This window comes from Diplocloster agilis (genome assembly GCF_019042275.1).
Taxonomy (GTDB): domain Bacteria; phylum Bacillota; class Clostridia; order Lachnospirales; family Lachnospiraceae; genus Diplocloster; species Diplocloster agilis.
Genome location: NZ_JAHQCW010000038.1, coordinates 1 through 22961, shown reverse-complemented (window position 1 = coordinate 22961; position 22961 = coordinate 1). Strand labels below are relative to the sequence as shown.

Here is a 22961-nt window from a genome sequence, read left to right as displayed (position 1 = left end):
AAGATCAGATGGTAAAAACAGCAAAGAAAAATAAAATACATGAGCAGCTGACGCCGAAGACCGTGGTAATAAAAATCGCCAAATGGTTTTTGATCCTGTTCTTTGGGATATATACCCTGTTTCCCCTGGTCTGGCTCTTTGTCACGTCGCTTAAGACGAACGCGGAATATTTTGACAATCCGTTTTCCCTGCCGGCCGTGATCCAGTTTCAGAATTACGTGAACGCGTTTTCCCAGGCAAATCTGGGGCGGATGATTATCAATTCCATCACGGTTTCCGTGATTGCCACGTTTATCAATATCATGGCCGCCGCCATGGCCTCCTACGCTATCTCCCGTTTTCAGTTCAAGGGAAAAGAAGCTATATTTGCCATGTTTTCCGCCGGCGTCATGGTGCCGCTTAACGCGCTGATGGTTCCTTATTTTACGATTTTCAGCAGAGCAGGCTTACTGGATTCCCTGAATTCCCTTCGCATCCTGTACGCGGCCATCGGACTGCCGATGTCGGTCTTTATCGTCCGCGGGTTTATGGATTCCTTTCCGAGGGAGATCGAGGAGGCCGCCTATGTGGATGGCTGCGGATTTTACGGGAGGTTCCTGCGCATCGTGCTGCCGCTGACCAAGACAGGGCTTGTGACCGCCGCCACCTTCCAGTTTCTGACCTGCTGGAATGAATTCGTCTATGCCAATCTGCTGACCTCCTCCCCGGCAACCAAGACGATCCAGATCGGAATCCGGTATTTTACCAATCAGTTTACAACCGATTATGTCTCCATGTACGCGGCGATCGTGATCGCAATTATACCGAGTATTATCGGGTACATGCTGTTCCAGGAGCAGATCATATCGGGTCTTACCAGCGGTGCGGTGAAAGGTTAGAGGAATGGAACTTGTTCATGTAAATATACTGGAAGATGGAGAAATACTGGAAAATTATTTTATCAGAACAGAAAACGGATGGATTCAAAATATAGATACCATGGATCATTACCGGAGGAAGCAGGAAGAGGTTCTTGACGGGGAACACCATTTCCTGTGTCCCGGTTTTATCGATATACATAATCATGGGGCAGTTGGATATGACGCGATGGACGGGACGGAGGAAGCGTTGGCCGGGATCGCAGGTTTTCATTTTCGGAACGGGGTGACCTCCTTTCTGGCGACAACCATGACCGCCCCGTTAGAACAGGTTAAAAACCTGGCGGGTCTGTTGGAGAGGGGGATTAAGACAGAGGCGGATATCCTGGGTATCCATATGGAAGGGCCGTTTCTGTCGGAAAGGAACAGGGGAGCGCAGCCCGGGCAGTATCTTTTGAGCCCGAAAGAGGAACATTTGAGGATACTGGATGAGATGAAACCGTGGATTCGTCTGATAACGGTATCGCCGGATGTACCACGCATCGGGTTGCTTCTCAAATACTGCAAAGAGAATGGGATTACGGTCTCGGGCGGACATGACGGAGCCATTGATGAGGAAATCTACCGGGCAATACAAGGCGGTATGAAAAGCGTGACGCATCTGTACTGCTGCAGTTCCTCTATTTCCAGAAGACAGGACGCCGTGAAGCACATCGGGCTTACGGAAATCGGCCTGGAGGACGACCGGTTGTACGCGGAGGTGGTAGCGGACGGACATCATATACCGGCGGCCCTATTCCGGCTGATCTATAAATGCAAAGGGTACCGGAAGATGTGTCTCGTCTCCGATGAAATCCGGGCGGCCGGCCTTGGGGACGGAGAGTTCATGCTGGGCAGCGGGAAACATGGAGTTCCGGTTAACGTAAAAGATGGTATCGCCTTGTTAAAGAGTGAGACCGCATATGCCGGGAGCGTGACACCGATCCGCCGGATGGTGGAGCGGCTGGTGAAAGCGGGGACTGTCCCGATTGAGCAGGCGTGTTATATGGCTTCCTCCGCGCCGGCGGAACTGCTGGGCTTAAAAGACCGGGGGCATATCCGCGTAGGCTGCGCCGCTCATTTTAATATTCTGGATCGGGAAGGCGGCCTGCGCAGAACCGTAAAGGAAGATAGGAACGGGTGAAGCACAGAAGCGTAAAAGCGGAATGACTTTTTTGGAAGAAAAGGGAGGAGTAAGAGTTGAAACCATTGGAAGAGATTACAAAGGAAGAGTTAGGGAACGGCAGCCCCATCGCGCTGGAGATCGTGGATACGGAAGAAGATATCTATTATCATATGGCGCTTGACATGTTTGAACATATCACGGCAAATAATCAGGCAGGCAGGAATACCGTATTTATCGTGCCGGTAGGGCCGGTGGGACAGTATAAAAAGCTTGCGTGGCTCTGTAATAAAAACAGGGTGAGCTTAAAAAATGTCTGGTTTTTTAATATGGATGAGTATCTGGATGACCAGGACCGGCCGATTCCGCCGTCCCATCCCCTGAGTTTCGAGGGATTTATGAACCGGGAATTTTATGATGTGATGGAGGAGGAATTAAACATTCCGGCCGAACAGCGCATCTTTCCGAAACCGGGGAGGGAGGACGAGATTTTCAGGCTGATGCAGGAAGCCGGCGGCGTGGATGTGGCTTACGGCGGGATTGGGATCAACGGGCATATCGCGTTTAACGAACCGCCGGAAATAGAGGTGCCGGCCGGGGAATTCCGGGAATATAAGACCCGGGTGTTAAGCCTTACCAGAGAAACCCGGACCGTGAACGCCATCACTGCGGCCAACGGTTATATCGATTATATACCCGCCCGCTGTATCACGGTTGGGATGAAAGAGATCCTGTCCGCCAGACAGATCCGTTTTTATATGAACCGTATGTGGCAGAAGGGAATAGTCAGGAAGATCCTGCACGGAGAGGTAACTTCCCGTGTGCCGGCTTCCCTGTTCCAGAACCACCCGGACGCAAAGCTTACGATCACTTCTTATGTAGCGGAACCGCCGGTTGGAAAGCTGCGTTAGGTTGGAATACCGGGCTTTGTCTGGGAAGCGGAATAAAAGTATATCGGAAAAGCCATAAAGGCAGCAGGAGAGGAGTATCATTTGGAAGCGATAAAAACAGTTGTGATCGGCGTAGGGATGATGGGATATTCACAGATCCGGAATTGTCTGGAGCCGCTTACAGATTACGATATCACAGCCGTCTGTGAGGTTTATGAACCGAATATCAGAAGAATAAACGATTATTTTACGGGAAAGGGCAAAACTGTTCCGGTGTATCGGGACTACCGGGAACTGTTGGAAAAGGAAGAATTTTCCCTGGCCGTCATCGTCACCCCGGATTATCTGCACGAGGAGATCGCGGTCGCCTGCCTTCGGGCGGGAAAACATATCCGTCTGGAAAAGCCCATGGCCACCACGGTGGAAGGGCTAAAGAATGTCATGGATGCCTGCCGGGAACATCCGGAGTGTATCGTGCAGATCGGCTATGAGCTGCGCTATGCCGACGTCATTGTGAAGATGCGGAACAGTCTTCCCCAGATCGGCAGCCCGAAAATGATCTGGTGCCACGAATTCCGGCATCCCTTCTTAAAAAAAGAAGGACTGATCCCGGACTGGATCCGGAAAAAGGAGTATTCCGGCGGGACGCTGCTGGAAAAAAACTGCCATCACTTCGACCTGTTTAACATGATCGCGGATGCGAAACCGCTGCGGGTCTATGCTGCCGGGGATAATTCCGTGGAGTACCGGGACACGGATGTGCTGGACCACGCTTTTGTCACTGTGGATTATGAAAACGGGATGCGGGCGAATCTGTCCCTGTGTATGTTCTGTCCGGAGTTAAAGGGACAGAAACATATGCACGCGCTGGAGATCGGGGTTATAGGCGACCGGGGCCGGCTGGAAATCCGGGACGATGATCTTTATGTATGGGACCGGGAGGCCAAGCGGGAAGAGCATTACGCTTATCTGCGCGATAATTTTGAGGCTCACAGTGAGGACATTCTTCCCTCTTTAAGGGAACTGGCCCGCTGCATCCGGGAGAAGAGGCAGCCGCTTACAGATGTACGAACAGGCCTGCAGAGCGCGTTGCTTGCGTTGGCGGCGGAGACATCAGCCCATGAGCAGCGGATCGTGACGATTCAGGAGATGGAAGAAGCGTATGGGATTTCCTACGGCGGGGAATCCTGACGGGAGCGGGAATCAAAGGGGCTATCAGGACGGAAGGAAGTACAGGATGAAGATCATTAAAGTGGAGAAATCCTTTGAATTGTGTGCGGAAGCCGGCTGGTATGGTTATAATGTTTATTTTGACGAAAAGACAGGGGAAGCGTTCATCCGGGCACTGGCATCCCTTGGGGAGCTGCTGTACATGGACCGTTTGAAGGCTCCGTTTTTCCGGGTACAGGGTCCGGGATTTCTGATCAAGGGAGTCCAGGGGAACGATCATCTGCGGATTGGAGTGGAAGGCAATGATACACAGCTTTTGCAGGAGGTTTTGGAGAAGCTGTCCTGACCAGTCCTTACCGCATGGGTGGCGCTTAAGGGGATTGGATATAAAGGGACGTAGAAAATTTATCACTTTGCGGGCCGCCGGCCGGGTGGCGGATGGGAGAGGTATATGCAATTAGTAGAGAAGAAAGACGGGTTTGAGATATGGCAGGGGAATCGGATTCTGCTGGTCCATTCTCCGAAGAATCCGTGTTTTTATGTGGGACGCGGGGAAGAAACCGTTGAGATGTACCGGGGGAATTTTCAGATGGAGGATTATCTGACGGAGAAGATTCCCCTTCGGGAGGCTGTAAAGGAAGAAACAGCACAACCGGGTGTATGCCGCTATCGTTTTCAGGACCGTCTTCTGGTTGAGATAGCGGTCTGCGGGGATACGGCTACGCTTCATATCTCCGGGCAAGCGGATGCCGGGAACCGGCTTTGGATTCGTATCAACGGGGAGAAGGAGGAAGCGGTATACGGCTGCGGGGAGCAGATGTCTTATTTTAATCTGCGGGGAAGGCATTTTCCGCTGTGGTCGTCTGAGCCCGGCGTGGGACGGGATAAAAGTACCTATATGACCTGGCGGTGCGATGTGGAGAACAAGTCCGGCGGCGATTATTTTAATACGAATTATCCGCAGCCGACCTATGTATCCAGCCGCAGATATTTTCTGCACGCCGATACAACGGTCTATGCCGACTTTGATTTCCGGCATGAAGCATATCATGAACTGTCCTTCTGGGGCATTCCGGGTCAGATCCGGATTCAGGAGGCTGATGATTTCCTGTCGCTGATGGAAAAGGTGACGGCTTATTTCGGAAGGCAGCCCAGGCTTCCGGAATGGATCTATCGCGGGGCGATATTGGGCCTGCAGGGCGGAACAAAACGGGTGTTTGACCTGGTGGAACAATCATTGGAGAAGGGGATTCCGGTTGCCGGTATCTGGTGCCAGGACTGGGAGGGAAAGAGAGAGACCTCCTTTGGAAAGCGCCTGCAGTGGGAATGGCGATGGGATGAAAAATGGTATCCCGGCCTGCCTGAGAAGATCGCGGAATATGAAAAGAAGGGAATACGCTTTCTGGGGTATATCAACCCGTATCTGGTAAAGGACACGCCGCTTTACCGGGAGGGGAAAGAGAACGGTTATTTTGCGGTGGACGGCCGGGGCGGCGATTATTTAGTGGATTTTGGCGAGTTTGACTGCGGGGTAGTGGATTTCACAAATCCGGACGCCTATGAATGGTTTAAAGGGATGATAAAGAAGAATCTGATTGATTTCGGCTTGTCCGGCTGGATGGCTGATTTTGGAGAATACCTGCCCACCGATGTATCTTTATTTAACGGAGAGTCCGCCATGGTGGAACATAACCATTGGCCGGTCCTCTGGGCGAAATGCAATTATGAGGCCCTGGAAGAGACGGGAAAATTATCGGAACTGGTGTACTTCATGCGGGCGGGAGGTACGGGCAGCCAGAGGTACTGTCCGCTGTTGTGGGCAGGAGATCAGTGTGTGGACTTTTCCATCCACGATGGGCTGGCTTCCGTGATCTGCGCGGCTTTGAGCGCAGCGGTCATGGGAAACGGGCTGCACCACAGCGATATCGGCGGCTACACATCTCTGTATGAAAATGTCAGGACGAAGGAAGTATTCCTGCGCTGGGCGGAGATGGCCGCCTTCACACCGGTGATGCGGACCCATGAAGGAAACCGGCCGGATACGAATTTTCAGTATTATGACGATGAAGATACCATGAGGGAATTCGCCAGGCTGACCAGAATCCATGTGGCATTGACGCCGTATCTGAAAGACCTGGTGGAAGAAAATGCAGTCCGGGGAATTCCGGTCCAGCGCCCGCTGTTCTTCCATTATGAAAATGATCCCCAGACCTATCAGATCCAGACGGAATATTTGCTGGGAGAAGACCTGCTGGTGGCGCCGGTATATTTATCCGGGAAGGATGAGTGGGAAGCGTACCTGCCGGAGGATGCGTGGGTCCATCTGTGGTCCGGGAGAGAATACCGGAAGGGGAAAATAAAGGTGGCTGCGAAGATGGGGGAGATTCCCGTATTCTACCGGAAGGCCAGCCGTTACCGGACCTTATTTGAAAACATCGCCGGCAGATAGGAGAATACCGCCGGAACAAAATACCGCCGGAAGGGAGGGGACTGGCTCCTTTCGGAGGTAAAACAGAACAGTCAGAAACAAAAAGAGAAAGGTGCCTGTCCCAGGATGCCGGCGGTGAGAACATATCTAGACCGGCCTGCTTCCGGGGACAGGCACCTTTCTCGCCCGGAAGCCTTGCCGGCCGGGTCATTCTCCGAAAAGAGCCAGTCCCCTCTCTTAGAATTATCCCGAAAGTATTTCGAAATATCCCGAAAGAAATATGCATAGCAATCTCTTATAATCAAGGTATACCAAAACATCAGACAGCGCCTTTCCCGAACCGGAGACCGGGAAAGGACGGCCTGTAGAAAAGAGGAGAAAGCTATGATAAGAAGAGCCATGGATGTAACGCTGAATGTAAAACCTTTGATGGGCATCTTAGTCCATACGGATTTCTGGGAGGGCCCGTGCTGCGCGGGAATCCGGGAAGAGATGATGCCGGATGCGGAGCGGCGGACCGCCCGGGAAAAATTTGAGAAATGCAAGGAGGTGCTGGAACATTTAATCCCTCAGGTCCGGGTACTGGAGCCGGTATTCTTCCCCTATACGGAATCGTTCCTGCAGGAAGAAGAGATCGTAAACGAAGTCAATAAAGATATGGGCGAAACAGACTGTATTATGATTCTGAATCAGCGGATACCGAAGATCGAGCGTTTCAAAAAACCGGTCATCTCATATACCCATGCCGTCAGCGGAGCGGATGTGTCCGCCTATCTGCGCAGTATCGGCCGGGAAGCCTATTACGCCATTGACCTGCCGGAATTAAACGACCTGCTGCATATGCTCTGGGTAAGAAAGGCGGTGCAAAATACCAGAGCCCTGATCCTGACCGCCGGTGAAGCGCCGACCTGGGGGCTGCAGAGCAATATCCGGGATCTGGAGAAGCTGCGGGCTAAATACGGTTTTGAAGTGGTGAAGAAGCCATTTACCGATATCTTCGCCATCATGGAAAAGATCAGCGATGACGAGGCGGAGGCAAAGACAAAGGAGCTGATGGAAAATGCCAAAGAGAATAAAGTGGCCTATCAGTATCTGATCAATGATGTAAAATACTACATGGCGGCGGAACGGATGCTGGAACAATACGACTGCAACGCGTTCTCCACCGCCTGCGTGGAACTGTGCCGTTCCAGAATTCCCCAGGAGAAAAAATTCGTTCCCTGCATCGCCCATTCCCTGTTCAAGGACAGCGGGATACCCAGCGGCTGCGAGGAGGATCTGAACGCGCTGCTGGCCATGATCCTGATGATGTATACCGCGGAAAAACCCGCGTTTATGGGTAATCCGCTGTTCGAGTCGGAGGAAATCATCTCCCTGCACCATTCCGTGCCCTGCCTGCACATGAATGGATTTGACAAACCGAAGCTGGATTACAGCATTTATCATTTTACCGGTCAGGGATTCGGCGGAAAGCTTCAGATCGATTTCTCCCAGAATGAGGACAAAAAGGTAACGCTGGGACGTTTTGACCCGTCCGGGGAAAAGCTTCTGGTAACCGTGGGGGATGTCCTGTCCTCCAAGTACACGGATACCTACTGCAGTCCATATTACTTCCTGCAGGTGGGGGATTCCAGGAAATTTATACATAGCATCATGAATTTTGGCCACCATCAGGTATTGATTTTCGGAGATTATAAAAAGAAGCTGAAAGAGCTGGCCTGGTTACTGGACTTTGAAGTCGTAGAGGGCAATTAGGGGTCCCTTGGGGATTCACAGCGATAGTATAGCAGTCTAAAAGAGGAGGGCTTATGATTTATCTGAATCATGCCGCCACATCCTATCCCAGGCTGCCGGAGGTGAAGGAAGCGGTTCTGCATTGTATGGACCGGCTTCCTTCGTCCGAATTCCGGAGCAATGCCGCTAAGAGCGCCTCTTTGGCGCCGGCCTGCCGGGAAAAGCTTGGAACGTTGTTCCATATAAGGGATGGTGAGCGGATCATATTTACATCGGGAGCCACCGAAGCGGCCAATCTGATTATAAACGGGCTTCCTCTGGAGGGCAAAACGGTACTGATAGCCGCCGATACCCATAACTGTATCCTGCGGCCGCTTTATAACAGCGATAAGCGCCCGGCCCTGAAAAAGATACCGCTTGATTCTTCCGGTGAACTGGATTTGGGTATCCTAGAGGAAGAGCTAAAGAAAGGCGCTTATGCCTTATTTGTCAATCACTGCTCCAATGTCACCGGAATTCTTACGGATATCGGAAGAGTGTGCGCTTTGGCAAAAAGATACGGCACACTGGTATTAGTCGATGTGTCCCAGTCGGCAGGCTGCCTTCCGGTCAATATGGAAGAATGGCAGGCCGACGGACTGATCTTCACGGCCCATAAAAGTCTCCTGGGCATACAAGGGCTGGGCGGTTTCTATATGAGAAAACCGGGCCTGATCCGGCCGGTCAAATTCGGGGGAACCGGAAAAGACAGCCAAATTTTAACGTTTCCGGATGGACGCGGGGCGGCTTTTGAGGTGGGGACACAAAATGAGCCTGCTATCGCCGCTTTGGATGCGTCGCTTCAGGTATTGCTGCGGATAACGCCGGAAGCGGTACAGCGCCGGGAGGAGGAGATGATGCGCTATATGGCGGGGGAGTTAAGGAACCTGGAGCCGGTAACACTGTACGGTGATACCTCAAAACCCAAAGGGCCGGTTCTGTCCTTCAGAATCCGGGGGCTGTCCGTATCCGACATAGGCTATATTCTGGAATACAGCTACGGGATCATCGTGAGGACCGGTCTGCACTGCGCCCCTTTGATCCACGAAGACCTGGAGACAACGGGGGAGGGGACGGTGCGGGTCAGTATCTCCCTTATGACCAGGTGGGAGGAGGTCAACGCGTTTGTGGAGGCGGTCAGGGAGATAGCAGGCTCTTGCGGTACATAGAAGGCGTGAGCCCTGTTATTTTCTTAAAAGAAGTATTAAAGGAAGAGACGGAATGAAAGCCGCAGGAGAGGGAGATGTCCGTAATCGACTGGTTCTCCGTGGCTAACATGAGCTGGGCCTGGCGGATTCTGATCAATTCGATATATTCCCAGAGCGTCATGTTGGTAACCTTTTTGAAATAGGTGCTGAAATAAGACTTGCTCATAAAGGATAGCCCGGCTAATACCTCCAGCGTCAGCTCCTGTTCAAAATTCTCATTGATATATTGGATGGACGGACGGATTTTTTCATATTGGTTTTGATAGGAGAGGGTGCTTTTTAAAGTATCCTCTCTTTTTAAATAGCGGTACAGGATACCGGTTAATTCCATCAGTTTGGCCTTGATCAAAAGGCGGTAACCGGGTTCTTTCTGAGTCCATTCCTCTTCCAGATCCCCGAAAATCCGGCGGATCTTCCCCATCGCCGCTTCGCCCAGTTCCAGTTTATTGCTGAAATAAGAATTTTTACTGTAAAAAGGGGCCAGCAGGTCAAGATTTTCCGCGGTATTCTGAAACAGCAGTGCAGGATCGAATAAGACGATTTTCATCTTCAGATCGCCCCCCGACACGGCTATGTGATGTTCCAGGTTATTGATGAGATAGAGCTCACCGGCTTTCATCTCATACTTTTTATTTTCTATATAATTGGTTCCATTTCCTGAGATTATGTAGTTTAACTCCAGGCAGTCATGCCGGTGCAGAACCGGGGGCAGCACCATGTTGCCTTTCGCATTGTTCATTTCAAATGGAAACCCGTCGGGAAAAGCGGCGGTATATATTTGTTCCATATTCTCCTCCTTTGACGCAGAAGCCGCGCCATAAGATCAGCCCATCCGGCTAAGCAAAGCACTTCCAAGCTAAGTTCAGTTCCTCTGGCTGAGTTCAGTCCCTCCGGCTATGGTCAGCCCTTCCAACTGCCATTCCGGTGACAGCTGCGCGTCTGTGATCAACATCTGGATATCAGACAGCGGGCAGATCGAGTAGAAGGACATCTGTCCCAGCTTACTGTGGTCGGCCAGCAGGACGGACTGCTCCGAACGGCGGATCACGGCCTGTCTTAACACAGCTTCTTCTTCGCTGGTATCCGACAGTCCATTTTCCAGACAGACACCCCGGCAGGAGAAAAAGGCACGGTCAAAGTGATAGTGGGATACAGCTTCTAACGCGGAGTGGCCGATATAAGACAGGCTGTTTTCCCGTAAACGGCCGCCGGTACAGAAGATTCTGGCATCGTGCAACCTGGTAAGGTACAACACCGCCTGCGCTCCGTTGGTAACGATCTTTAACTGCTTGCGGTCCGTCAGAAAAGGGATCATAAAGCTGGTGGTGGAAGAGGAGTCCAGAAAAATAGATTCCCCGTCTTTTACCGTTTCCGCCGCAGTCCGGGCCAGCTCTTTTTTAATTTCCTTAAAGGATGTCTCCCGGATGAACAGAGGAATTTCCGCGTCCATACCCTCCCGCAGGACGGCTCCGCCGTGCACTCTGGAGATGGCTCCGCTGTCCGCCAGATAATTCAGATCCCTGCGGACCGTCGCTTCGTGAAGGTAGAGCTCTTTGGAAAGCTGGTGTACCGATACGGACTTTTTCTTTTTCATCATATCTAAGATCAGATTTCTCCGCTGGCTGGGAGTCAGATCGGAGTGTTCATAATTGTTCATAAGCTTCTCCATATATGTTTATAAATGTTAAATAAACGAATAAAACGCAGGATATTGACAAAATCTTAAGGGAATCATACAATGAGCAAGGCAAAAAGTCAAGAAGCGCAGAGGTAAGTCTGTTATACAGTTCTGTTATACATAATAGAGAGGACATGGAACAAGAGCTCATGGAAGATAAGATCATGGAGACCGGCGGGAAGGGATACATCCTGCAGATACAGAAATTCAGTATTCACGACGGACCAGGGATCCGCACCACCGTATTTTTTAAAGGCTGTAACCTGCGGTGTAAATGGTGCGCGAATCCGGAATCCCAGCGTAGCCGGCCGGAATTCACACTGGACCGGCTCAAGTGTATCCGGTGCGGCCGCTGTATGGAAATTTGCGATCAGAAGGCCCGTACGGTTACAGGGCCGCAGGGCTATCCGGCAGCCGACCCGGCCGGATGTACCATGTGCCTGGCCTGTGAGCAGTCCTGCCCGCAGATGGCGATCGGCTGTGAGGGGAGGCAGGTCACCGCAGACGAGGTAGTGGCGGAGGCACTGAAAGATAAACCATTCTACGACCATTCCGGCGGCGGGGTAACCTTATCCGGCGGAGAAGTGCTGATGCAGCGGGAGTTTGCGGTCAGCCTGTGCAGGAAACTTCGCGGGAACGGCATCCATGTGGCGGTGGAGACGGCTGCCGCGGTTCCCGCGGAACAGTTTCAGGAGCTGTTAAGGGAAGTGGATTATCTGTTCGTGGACCTGAAGCATTACGACAGCGGGAAACACAGAGAGGGAACCGGGGTTTTAAACGAACTGGTGCTCAAAAATATCGAGGTGCTGAGGGACAGTAAGAAACCCTTCCGGATTCGCATTCCGGTGATCCCGGGTTTTAACGACTCTGCAAAGGACGCGGCAGGTTTCGCGGAGGTTCTGAACCGTCTGGGTGTGCCGGAGGTTCAGCTTCTCCCTTTTCATCAGATGGGAGAACGAAAATATGAACTGTTGGGCCGGGAATATACATACCGGGGGAAACCGCAGCTGCATCCGGAGGATCTGGAGACTTACCGGGACATATTTGAAAAATATCACATCAAAGCCCAAGTCGGGGCATAGAAGGAGAGTCAAAACATGATGGAATCGTATTTTGGAACATCCACCCAGAGAATAAAGGAGTTCCGGGAAAAACTTCTGGCGGTTACACCGGCTGTCTGCACGGAGCGGGCGGTGCTGACCACCAAAGCCTATCAGGAACACGAGATGGACCAGGTGGTGTTAAAGCGCGCTTACATGGTCAAGGAAATTCTGGAGAATATGAGCATTTTTATCGAGCCGGAGACTCTGATCGTCGGAAACCAGGCGAAGGAAAACCGCTTTGCCCCTATTTTCCCGGAATACGCCATGGACTGGGTCATCGAGGAGCTGGACGAATTCGATAAAAGAAATGGGGACCGTTTTCTCATTTCCGAGGTAAATAAAAAGATCCTGCGGGATATATACCCCTACTGGAAGGGGCGGACTCTGCAGGATAAGGGCTATGCGGCGTTTCCGGATGAGGCAAAGGTAATCTATGACCTGGGAATCATACGAAATGAGGGAAACATTACCTCCGGCGACGCCCATCTGGCAGTAGACTATCAGACCGTTTTGCAGAAAGGGCTCCGTTCTTACCGGCAGCGCACGCAGGAGAAGCTGGATGCCCTGGATTATGCGGAGTTTGAGGATATGAAAGCCGGCTATTTCTACCGGGCTATCCTGATCGTAATCGACGCGGTGGAGACGTTTGCGCACCGTTACGCCCGGCTGGCTAAGGAGCAGGCGAAAACGGCGGGGGCTCAGAGAAAACAGGAATTGGAACAGATCGCACAGATCTGTGAAAGAGTGCCCATGGAACCGGCCCGGACTTTCCAGGAAGCCCTGCAGAGCGTCTGGTTTATCCATCTGATCCTGCAGATTGAGTCCAATGGCCATTCACTCTCCTTCGGCCGTTTTGACCAGTACTGTTTTCCTTATTATGAAAAGAGTATCCGGGACGGAATGAAGCCGGAGGAAGCGGAAGAACTTCTGGAGAATCTCTGGTTAAAGACTCTTACGATCAACAAGATCCGCAGCTGGGGCCACACCCGCTTCGCGGCCGGCAGCCCCATGTATCAGAATATCACGATCGGCGGTCAGACGGTGGACGGGGAGGACGCGGTAAACCCGCTGACCTGGGCGGTACTGCGCAGTGTGGCCCGCACCCACCTGCCCCAGCCAAACATGACGGTCCGCTATTTCAGCAAGATGAGCCCGGAGTTTATGGACGCCTGTATCGAATGTATACGGCTGGGCTTCGGTATGCCGGCCTTTAACAACGACGAAATCATCATTCCCTCCCTGATGGATAAGGGAGTCAGTAAAGAGGACGCTTATAACTACAGCGCGATCGGCTGTGTGGAGGTGGGAGTCCCCGGACGCTGGGGTTACCGCTGTACCGGCATGAGCTATCTGAACTTCCCGAAAACGTTGATGACTGCGCTGAACGATGGTGTGGATGTAAATACGGGAAAGAAGATCTGCAAGGGCCTTGGGCATTTCCTGGATATGGAACGCTTTGAAGATGTAATGAAAGCCTGGGATTATACGGCCAGGCAGCTGATCCATACCGGAGTGATCCTGGACAACTGCGCGGATATGGTGGTAGAGCAGGAAGTCCCGGACATCCTGTGTTCGGCATTGGTGGACGATTGCATCGAGCGGGGAAAACATTTGAAAGAGGGCGGCGCCCACTATGATATCATCAGCCAGCTGCAGGTAGGCGTGGCGAACCTGGGTGATTCCCTGGCCGCGCTGAAGAAATGCGTCTACGAGGAGGAGCAGCTCACCCGGAAGGAGTTGTGGGATGCCCTGATGAATGATTTTGCAGATGAGGATGGGAAGAGAATCCGCCGGATCCTGATGCTGGCGCCCAAATATGGAAACGATAACGACTATGTGGACGACCTGGTTAAGAGAGGCTATGAGACCTATCTGGATGAAATCAAGAAATATAAGAATACCCGCTACGGGAGAGGCCCTATCGGCGGAACCTATTATGCCGGGACTTCCTCGGTAGCGGCCAATGTTCCCCAGGGCGCGGGCACCTGCGCCACCCCGGACGGACGGCATTTTGGGGAACCTCTGGCGGAGGGGTGTTCTCCGTCCCATGCGGTGGACTTAAGCGGGCCCACCAGTGTGTTCAAATCTGTGTCCAAGCTTGAGACATCCCAGATCTTCGGCGGGGTGCTGTTAAACCAGAAGGTGACTCCGGCGATTCTAACACGGGCGGAGGACAGACAGAAGCTGGATCTGCTGATCCGGACCTTCTTCGATGTGTTAAAGGGCTGGCATGTCCAGTATAATGTGGTGTCAAGGGAAACACTGCTGGATGCGCAGAAGCATCCGGATAAGTATCCGGACCTGATCGTGCGGGTGGCCGGGTATTCCGCTTTCTTCCATGTTTTGTCCCCGCAGACGCAGAACGATATTATTGCTAGGACTGAGCAGCAGTTTTAGGGGCGGGATTTAGGGACGGGATTTAGGGACGGGAGGAGAGGGAACGGGCGCAAAGTCTGACGGGACGGGCACAATAGCAGCCTGGAGTTCGGGGGACAAAAGGAACGGGGGACGAATCGCTTCGACCGTGCCTAAGAACGGGTAACTCCGAAGAGGCTGAAACCTCCGATTGGCAGGACCCGGGGCAAACTCGCCAGAGGACGGCTCAGACAGTGCCCCGGGTCCTGCGAGGTTTCGGCCTCTTCTGCGTAACCCGTTCTAAGGCACGGTCTCAAGCGATTCTTCCCCCGTTCCTTTTGTCCTCCGAACTCCAGGCTGCTATTGTGCCCGTCCCGTCAGGCTTTGCGCCCGTTCCCTCTCCTCCCTGCTCTAATTCAGGCCGAGTGTGATGGTGCGGTGGACTGATTGATGAGATGGGGCTGTTCAGGGGTATGGGGGGGAGGAATTAGAAGAGGTGGTTTTGGTTGGTGGGGGGAGGGTGTTGAGAGTGGTTAGGGAGATTCATTTGATTTTTGAGTTCGCAAAAGATGGATTTTGGATTATAATGGGAAATGTAATGGAAGGGTAAGGATTATTGGATTACTGGGGTGGTTGTGGTTGAATAGAATGTTCATCTGTAGGGATCGGTTATGTGCGGGTAAACGCAGGAATGGAGGTTATTATGAATAACAGGTTAGAAGGGAAGACGGTTATTGTTACGGGCGCGGCTGGGGGGATCGGCGAGGTACTGTGTGTGAAGCTTGCGGAGCGCGGAATGAATGTGGTGTTGACCGGACGACGGAAAGAGGCGTTGGAGGCAGTGGCTGCTAAGGTGGAACAGGTGGGGGGAAAGGCCTGTGTCTGTGCCGGGGATCTGGCGGATATAGGGTTTTTGGATGAGCTGCTTGCACGGTCGGAGTCCGTTTTTGGGGGAGTGGATGTGCTCATTAATAATGCGGGACTTTCTCATAGGTGTTCTGTGGAGGAGATGATGCCGGAGCTGTTTGAAAGTATTATGAGGGTGAATGTGCAGGCGCCGTATTTTCTGTGCCAGAAGGCGGTTCCTTATCTTAGAACTTCTGACTTTGCTACGATTATCAATATCGGCTCTGTCGTTTCTCATAAGGGGTATCCGCTGCAAAGTGTTTATGCGGCCAGCAAACATGCGCTGTTAGGTTTTTCTAAGTCTTTGGCGAACGAGGTGTTTCAAGAGAATATCCGGGTGCATGTTATCAGTCCGGGGAGTGTTTTTACGGATATGATTGCGTCGGTGCGGCCGGATCTGAGCCCGGAAGGCATGATCCTGCCGGAGGATATGGCGGAAATCGTGCTCTTTTATCTGGATCATCGGCATACGAACGCGGTGATTGATGAGATTGAGGTTCATCGGGTGACGAAGGAGCCGTTTGCGTAAACATTTTGTCTTCAAATAGAATGCGTTATGTTGCTTTTGCCCGTCGGCCGTGAAGGCTGCCGGGCTTTTTTGTTCCGGAGGAAAGTGTTCCTATGGAAGAAAAGGCCCTCCGGGTGGAGCGCGCAGCGGCGGAAAGGAAGATGCGCTTACGTTGCCCTCCACAAGCGAAATTCTTTTTTACGCTGAGGAGATATCATAATCGTTTGGAACATTAAATTTGGAATGTTAAGTTTGGAACGTCACAGCTGTTCAGGTCACGGAACAGATGTTTCGGTTGCAGGATGAAGGGGTCTTGTGATATGCTATGTTTCATAATACCAGGCATGGAGTGTATTTTGTCTGTCTGGTATTGCGTGTATGGCCGGCAGTGTAATATGAGAACAATCTCTAATCAGGAAGAATATTCTATTTAGTTAAAGGTATCAGTTATAGACATCAGCCAATTCAGGCAAAAGATTCCAGGATAACAATATGATTTGTATTTCACGTTTATATTTCATTATGATAACAAAAGAAAGCTGACTGTTGTGCCATACATGGTTTCATACTATAATAATATTATATAGGAATGAATGAGAGACGGTTCTCATATGGCTTCGGAAAGGCAGGCTATATGAAGGAAAACCAAAGACATGAGCCCACGGAGGATTATTTTCATCTGGAGGATCTGGCGATGAAGACGGCGGCTCAGTATTTTGGAGAGGAATTGCTGTACTATTTGGGCGTGGAACAGAAAGCCGTGGCCATCGTACCTACGGAAAGCGTTCATTTAGAGGCCAGGAAAATGTTCCAGGATTTTAATTATGAACTGGAGGACGGGACTTGGCTTCATCTGGAGTTCGAGAGCGATCCGATTCAGATCGCGGATTTAAAGAGATTCCGGGAGTATGAGGCGGCGACCAGCAGAACGTATCAGGTACCGGTGATCACCTGTGTGATCTGCACGGCAAGGGTAGGGCAGATCCGTTCCGAACTGACGGAGGGACTGAATACATACCGGGTGAAGACAGTCCATTTAAAAGAAGAAGATGCGGATGTGATTTTTGACGGACTTTATGAAAAAATCGGGAAAAGGGAAACTCTTAAAAAGGAGGATTTGCTGCCGATGCTTTTAAGCCCGCTGATGGGAGGGACTATGCCGAATAAGGAAAGAATCAGGGAAAGTATAGTTATCTTAAGTAAGCCCGGCGCGGAAGTGGACAAGGAAGAGCTGATAAAAATGCAGGCGGTCCTTTATGCTTTGGCAAATAAATTGCTGGATGATATGGATTTGCAGGAAATAAAGGAGGTTATGGCTATGACCAGATTAGGGCAGATGCTGATGGAAGATGGAATTGAGAAAGGAATGGAGAGAGGGGTAGAACAAGGACTGGACAGGGTAAACACACTGAATGCGAAGCTGGCTGAGTCCGGAAGGACCGAAGATATTATTCGTGCATCCAAGGATAAGCAGTATCAGCAACTTTTATTTGAAGAGTTTGGTATATAAGAAGAGAAGCGTTAAAGTTAGAAGCACAGCGGCCATTGGGCCGCTGTGTTTTTTTGCGGAAGGCTTATTTACAGGGATAAATTTGGAGCGGGAGTAACTGGTTTATTACTTCGCGTTTGGGAAAGTAGACGCAAAAATGCGAGGAATTGCTTTTGGTTTTGCTATATATGACCAATTCTATCTTAAAAATTTCAATGGAAAGCGAAAAATATTCTATGTTTTCTTCCGGCTGAATTCAATATACTGGAAACATCACCAAAACACATTAATCAAGAGTGTAGAAAGGGAGAAAAAGTTTATGAAGAAAAAAGTAGTATTAATGATGATGGCGGCACTGCTTACATTTTCCATGACCGCGTGCGGCTCAGACAATTCTTCGACAGGTGAGGGAGACACAGCAAAACAGCCGGAACAGACCCAGCAGGCAGAACAGGCTGATCAGTCGGCGCCGGCGGCAGACACCGGAGCAGAGGTGGCGAACAAGGACAAACCTTTGGTTTGGTTTAACCGTCAGCCGTCCAACAGTTCTACCGGAGAGCTTGACATGGCAGCTTTGAGCTTCAATGACAATACATACTATGTGGGCTTCGACGCAAATCAGGGTGCTGAACTTCAGGGCACAATGGTCAAAGATTACATTGAGAAAAATATCGACAAGATTGACCGCAATGGAGATGGAACCATCGGTTATGTGCTGGCAATCGGCGACATCGGCCATAACGATTCCATCGCGCGTACGAGAGGCGTCCGCAAGGCCCTTGGCACAGCGGTCGATAAAGACGGCAATGTCAATAGTGAGCCGATCGGTACGAACACAGACGGTTCCGCCTCCGCCGTACAGGATGGAAGCATTGAAGTAGGCGGCAAGACCTATGTGGTCCGCGAACTTGCTTCTCAGGAAATGAAGAACTCTGCGGGCGCAACATGGGATGCAGCTACAGCAGGCAACACGATTGGTACATGGTCCTCCTCTTTTGGCGATCAGATCGATGTAGTTGTTTCGAATAACGATGGTATGGGAATGTCCATGTTCAATGCATGGTCCAAAGATAACAAGGTTCCTACCTTTGGTTATGATGCAAACAACGATGCAGTGGCCGCTATCGCGGAAGGCTACGGCGGAACCATCAGCCAGCATGCGGATGTACAGGCATATTTGACTCTGCGTGTTCTGCGGAATGCTCTTGACGGAGTAGATATTGATACCGGTATCGGCACAGCGGACGAGGCAGGCAATGTTCTGTCGTCAGACGTATACGTGTACAAAGAGGCAGAGCGTTCCTACTACGCGTTGAATGTGGCGGTTACCAGCGATAATTACCAGGATTTTTCAGATTCCACGAAAGTTTATGAGCCGGTATCAAAACAGCTCGATGCAGGCGCACATCCTTCCAAGAAGGTATGGCTGGATATCTACAATGCAGCGGATAACTTCTTAAGCTCCACCTATCAGCCGCTTCTTCAGAACTATGACGCTCTTTTGAATCTTGAGGTAGATTACATCGGCGGTGACGGACAGACGGAATCCAATATCACAAACCGTCTTGGAAATCCAGGCCAGTATGATGCGTTTGCCATAAATATGGTTAAGACAGATAATGCGGCTTCTTATACATCTTTGCTTAGCCAGTAATAGTGATAAGTCAGATAAGGGTGGGTTGTTAGGGAGGATATCATTCTCCCTAACACCTTATTTTTAACCACGATATTATTGAAAGAAAGGAAAATGATGTTTGCTCCGATAAACATCATGCATATAAAAATATGGAAGATAAGAAAGCTGATGTTGTCTTATCGATAAGCGGCATGAGTAAGTCCTTTGGCCGGAATAGAGTCCTGGATCATATCAGTCTGGACGTAAAACGCGGAACCGTTATGGGACTTATGGGAGAAAATGGTGCCGGTAAGTCGACGATGATGAAATGTCTTTTTGGTACCTATCAAAAGGATGAGGGCAAAATCTTCCTTGAGGGAAAGGAAGTAAGCTTTTCCGGGCCGAAAGATGCTCTTGAAAACGGTATCGCAATGGTGCATCAGGAATTGAATCAGTGTCTGGAAAGAAATGTCATTGACAATCTGTTCCTTGGACGTTATCCGGTGAATTCCATGGGCGTAGTGGATGAAGGCAGGATGAAAAAGGAAGCTTCGGAACTTTTTCGAAAACTGGGCATGACCGTGAATGTTACCCAGCCTATGCGGAACATGTCTGTATCCCAGAGGCAGATGTGTGAAATCGCCAAAGCGATCTCCTATAATTCCAAAGTGATTGTGCTGGATGAGCCGACCTCTTCCCTGACCGTACAGGAAGTGGATAAGCTTTTTGAGATGATGAGAATGTTAAAGGCACAGGGGATCTCCCTGATTTATATTTCTCATAAAATGGATGAAGTATTTGAAATTTGTGATGAGATATCGGTGCTCCGGGACGGAAATCTCGTTATGACAAAACAGACCGCAGACACGGACATGAACGAGCTGATCGCGGCCATGGTTGGGCGTTCCCTTGAAAACCGCTTCCCTCCGGTCGACAATACGCCAAAAGATGTGATTTTCTCTGTGCAGAATCTGTCCACAAAATTTGAACCTCATCTGCAGGATATCTCCTTTGACGTAAGGGAAGGAGAAATATTCGGGCTGTATGGGTTAGTTGGCGCAGGGCGTACAGAGCTTTTGGAGACGATCTTCGGCGTGCGCACCAGAGCGGCGGGACGCGTCTACTTGAATAACCGCCTGATGAACTTTGGCAGCGCCAAGGAAGCGATGGAACACGGATTCGCCATGATTACCGAGGAGCGCAAGGCCAACGGGCTTTTTTTGAAAGGAAATATTACATTTAATACCACGATCGCAAATCTGGAACAGTATAAGTCCGGATTCGCGCTTTCAGATGCAAAGATGATAAAAGCAACCGGAAAAGAAATCAAAACCATGCATACGAAATGTATGGGGCCGGAAGATATGATGTCAAGCCTTTCAGGAGGCAATCAGCAGAAAGTCATTTTTGGAAAATGGCTGGAGCGGGGCCCACAGATTTTTATGATGGACGAACCGACCAGAGGAATCGACGTCGGTGCGAAATACGAGATATATGATTTGATTATCAATATGGCGAAGCAGGGAAAGACGATCATTGTGGTTTCGTCTGAAATGCCGGAAATTCTGGGAATTACGAACCGTATCGGCGTAATGTCAAACGGGCGCCTTTCCGGAATCGTGAATACAAAAGAGACAGATCAGGAGGAGCTTTTAAGGCTCAGTGCAAAATACCTATAATAATATGGGGGAGCGATAGATATGGCGAATGAAAACAGTAAGATTCTAACGGCTGAACAGGAAACGAAGCTGCGTCAGCCAATTGAGGCTTATGTCGGCGCGATACAGGAAAAGATAGACAGCCTCAGAGTGGATGGGATAGACAAGGTACTCTCTTGTCAAAATCTAATTGATGGGATAAAAAGAGACCGCAACCTTACCAGGGCAGAACGGGACGCCAGGATTGCTGAGGTTCAGGAGGATCTGAACAAAGCAAAAGAGATAAGAGATAAAAATAAAGATGAGATCGCAAAATTAATTGCAGATGCGGAAGCGTATCTCAAGGCACATTTTGTCCAGGAATATTACCGGCCGGTAAAAGAAAGCTGCGATCTGGAAAAAGCACGCGTAAAGGAGCAATACCGCAAGAACCTTGAGGAACTCCAAAAAGAGCATCAGGAAATCGTATCCAAGATATCCGACCATAAAGAATTAAAAGATGAAAAGTACGTCTATAAAAACCGGCTGTTTGACGCGAAAATGAAACTGGAGAAGGATCTTCAGCAAATAAAAGACAGAAGACATGCGGCGTTTAACTACAAATTTCATCTGATCGATCTGCTGCGGATGTCAAAATTCACCTTCCTGGAGTCAAGAGCGCAGAAATGGGAAAATTACAAATATGTCTTCAACCGCAGGACTTTTCTCCTGCAGAATGGTTTGTATATTGCGATCGTTCTGATTTTTATTATGCTGTGTATTATTACCCCGGCGGTGAAAAATTCACCTCTGCTCACCTATAACAACGTTCTGAATATTCTCCAGCAGGCTTCGCCCCGAATGTTTCTGGCGCTGGGCGTAGCGGGCCTGATACTCCTGACCGGTACGGACCTTTCCATAGGCCGTATGATCGGTATGGGTATGACGACGGCAACGATTATCATGCATCAGGGCATCAATACCGGCGGCGTTTTCGGACATATTTTTGACTTTACAGGGCTGCCCATTGGAGTAAGAGTGGTATTCGCTCTGATCATGTGTACCCTTTTATGTACATGCTTTACCGCGATCGCAGGTTTCTTCACTGCGAAATTTAAGATGCACCCCTTCATATCGACCATGGCAAATATGCTGGTGATCTTCGGCTTGGTTACCTACGCCACAAAAGGCGTGTCCTTCGGCGCGATAGAACCAACCATCCCCAGCATGATTATTCCGAAACTGAACAATTTCCCGACGATCATCCTTTGGGCAGTGGCGGCCATTATCATAATATGGTTCATTTGGAACAAAACAACCTTTGGTAAAAACCTGTATGCGGTTGGAGGCAACCCGGAGGCGGCAGCCGTATCCGGTATCTCCGTATTCCGTGTAACCGTGGGAGCCTTCATTCTGGCAGGTATTCTCTACGGCTTCGGCGCCTGGCTGGAATGCGCCAGAATGGTCGGTTCCGGTTCCGCAGCCTACGGGCAGGGCTGGGAGATGGACGCGATCGCGGCCTGCGTAGTAGGCGGCGTATCCTTCACCGGAGGTATCGGCAAGATATCAGGTGTAGTAGTCGGTGTATTAATTTTCACCGCCCTAACCTACTCCCTTACCATCCTCGGCATCGACACGAACCTCCAGTTTGTCTTCGAAGGCATCATCATCATAGTAGCCGTAACACTCGACTGCCTGAAATACGTCCAGAAGAAATAATTCTGGAGGAGAGGGCGAAGCCTCGCAGCAACCGGGCCGGTTCTTCCCCGGGTTGGGGCAGGCCCGCCGGCCGGGGCCGGGGGGCAAGGGCGGTATTCGGGGAGGCTCTCGGCGGCCGGGTTCTTTTGTGCCTCCCCGGGAGCGCGGAGGGCTTGCGCTGGCAGCCGCTAAGTGGAATCGGAAAGCCGGGGGCAGGATGACCGGCGGACTTCGCGTCCGACGGGCAAGAGCCTCTGAACCGCGGGCTGTCGCACTGACTTAGCGTTCTTCCACGGGGCTTCCTATGCCCGCTGCTTAGGACTTGAAACCGTGGGCGGTATCTGGGGACGCTCCGGGTGGCCGGGTTCTTTTGTATCTCCCTGGGAGCGCAGAGGGCTAGCGCTGGAATACGCTAAGTGAAATCGAAAAGCCGGGTTCAGGAACCGAGCCTATTCACCAGGAACACGTGATGTGTTCCCGGTTC

General features: G+C 50.8%; 17 protein-coding genes. 15 read left to right on the top strand and 2 right to left on the bottom strand.

The window, feature by feature from the left end; all coding sequences use genetic code 11:
- Positions 1-8 precede the first annotated feature (8 nt).
- The 8 genes from KTH89_RS18860 to KTH89_RS18825 all read left to right on the top strand — a co-directional run bounded on the left by KTH89_RS18860 (position 9) and on the right by KTH89_RS18825 (position 9449).
- Positions 9-878 (top strand): carbohydrate ABC transporter permease, encoded by an 870-nt coding sequence (locus tag KTH89_RS18860; RefSeq protein WP_158346847.1) that lies wholly within the window; start codon positions 9-11, stop codon positions 876-878.
- 4 nt (positions 879-882) lie between these two features.
- Complete coding sequence (locus KTH89_RS18855; RefSeq protein ID WP_238722731.1) at positions 883-2040, top strand: N-acetylglucosamine-6-phosphate deacetylase; 1158 nt, start codon at positions 883-885, stop codon at positions 2038-2040.
- A gap of 56 nt (positions 2041-2096) precedes the next feature.
- Positions 2097-2930 (top strand): sugar phosphate isomerase family, encoded by an 834-nt coding sequence (locus KTH89_RS18850; RefSeq protein ID WP_158346851.1) that lies wholly within the window; start codon positions 2097-2099, stop codon positions 2928-2930.
- An 81-nt stretch (positions 2931-3011) separates the two neighbouring features.
- Positions 3012-4100, top strand: a complete 1089-nt coding sequence (locus KTH89_RS18845) for a Gfo/Idh/MocA family protein (RefSeq protein WP_238722730.1) — start codon at positions 3012-3014, stop codon at positions 4098-4100.
- A gap of 46 nt (positions 4101-4146) precedes the next feature.
- Positions 4147-4425, top strand: coding sequence for a hypothetical protein (locus KTH89_RS18840; protein WP_238722729.1), 279 nt, complete (start codon positions 4147-4149; stop codon positions 4423-4425).
- A 105-nt stretch (positions 4426-4530) separates the two neighbouring features.
- A complete protein-coding gene (locus tag KTH89_RS18835) occupies positions 4531-6528 on the top strand; it encodes an alpha-glucosidase (protein WP_238722728.1) in 1998 nt (665 codons plus the stop codon).
- Positions 6529-6891: 363 nt separating this feature from the next.
- The gene (locus tag KTH89_RS18830) at positions 6892-8262 is read left to right on the top strand and encodes a hypothetical protein (RefSeq protein ID WP_238722727.1); all 1371 of its coding nucleotides are present in this window, start codon (positions 6892-6894) and stop codon (positions 8260-8262) included.
- A gap of 53 nt (positions 8263-8315) precedes the next feature.
- A complete protein-coding gene (locus tag KTH89_RS18825; protein ID WP_238722726.1) occupies positions 8316-9449 on the top strand; it encodes an aminotransferase class V-fold PLP-dependent enzyme in 1134 nt (377 codons plus the stop codon).
- Here the strand turns inward: KTH89_RS18825 and KTH89_RS18820 are convergent.
- Both KTH89_RS18820 and KTH89_RS18815 read right to left on the bottom strand, forming a co-directional pair.
- Positions 9418-10275, bottom strand: a complete 858-nt coding sequence (locus tag KTH89_RS18820; protein ID WP_158346863.1) for an AraC family transcriptional regulator — start codon at positions 10273-10275, stop codon at positions 9418-9420. The genes KTH89_RS18825 and KTH89_RS18820 overlap by 32 nt on opposite strands.
- Before the next feature lie 75 nt (positions 10276-10350).
- Entirely contained in the window at positions 10351-11145 is a 795-nt protein-coding gene (locus tag KTH89_RS18815; protein ID WP_238722725.1) for a DeoR/GlpR family DNA-binding transcription regulator, read from the bottom strand.
- Between the two features lie 155 nt (positions 11146-11300).
- Between KTH89_RS18815 and KTH89_RS18810 the strand changes: the two genes are divergently transcribed.
- The 7 genes from KTH89_RS18810 to KTH89_RS18780 all read left to right on the top strand — a co-directional run bounded on the left by KTH89_RS18810 (position 11301) and on the right by KTH89_RS18780 (position 22498).
- Positions 11301-12248 carry a glycyl-radical enzyme activating protein gene (locus tag KTH89_RS18810; protein ID WP_238722724.1) on the top strand — a complete coding sequence of 316 codons (948 nt, stop codon included), beginning with the start codon at positions 11301-11303 and terminating at the stop codon, positions 12246-12248.
- 15 nt (positions 12249-12263) lie between these two features.
- Positions 12264-14666, top strand: coding sequence for a glycyl radical protein (locus KTH89_RS18805; protein WP_275061809.1), 2403 nt, complete (start codon positions 12264-12266; stop codon positions 14664-14666).
- A 661-nt stretch (positions 14667-15327) separates the two neighbouring features.
- Complete coding sequence (locus KTH89_RS18800; RefSeq protein WP_238722723.1) at positions 15328-16059, top strand: SDR family NAD(P)-dependent oxidoreductase; 732 nt, start codon at positions 15328-15330, stop codon at positions 16057-16059.
- Positions 16060-16672: 613 nt separating this feature from the next.
- Entirely contained in the window at positions 16673-17548 is an 876-nt protein-coding gene (locus tag KTH89_RS18795; RefSeq protein ID WP_238722722.1) for an RpnC/YadD family protein, read from the top strand.
- A gap of 298 nt (positions 17549-17846) precedes the next feature.
- A complete protein-coding gene (locus KTH89_RS18790; RefSeq protein ID WP_158346872.1) occupies positions 17847-19181 on the top strand; it encodes a substrate-binding domain-containing protein in 1335 nt (444 codons plus the stop codon).
- A gap of 131 nt (positions 19182-19312) precedes the next feature.
- Positions 19313-20821: a sugar ABC transporter ATP-binding protein gene (locus KTH89_RS18785; RefSeq protein ID WP_158346874.1), complete on the top strand. Its 1509-nt coding sequence runs from the start codon at positions 19313-19315 to the stop codon at positions 20819-20821.
- Between the two features lie 21 nt (positions 20822-20842).
- Positions 20843-22498, top strand: coding sequence for an ABC transporter permease subunit (locus KTH89_RS18780; protein WP_158346876.1), 1656 nt, complete (start codon positions 20843-20845; stop codon positions 22496-22498).
- The last annotated feature ends 463 nt before the right edge of the window (positions 22499-22961 follow it).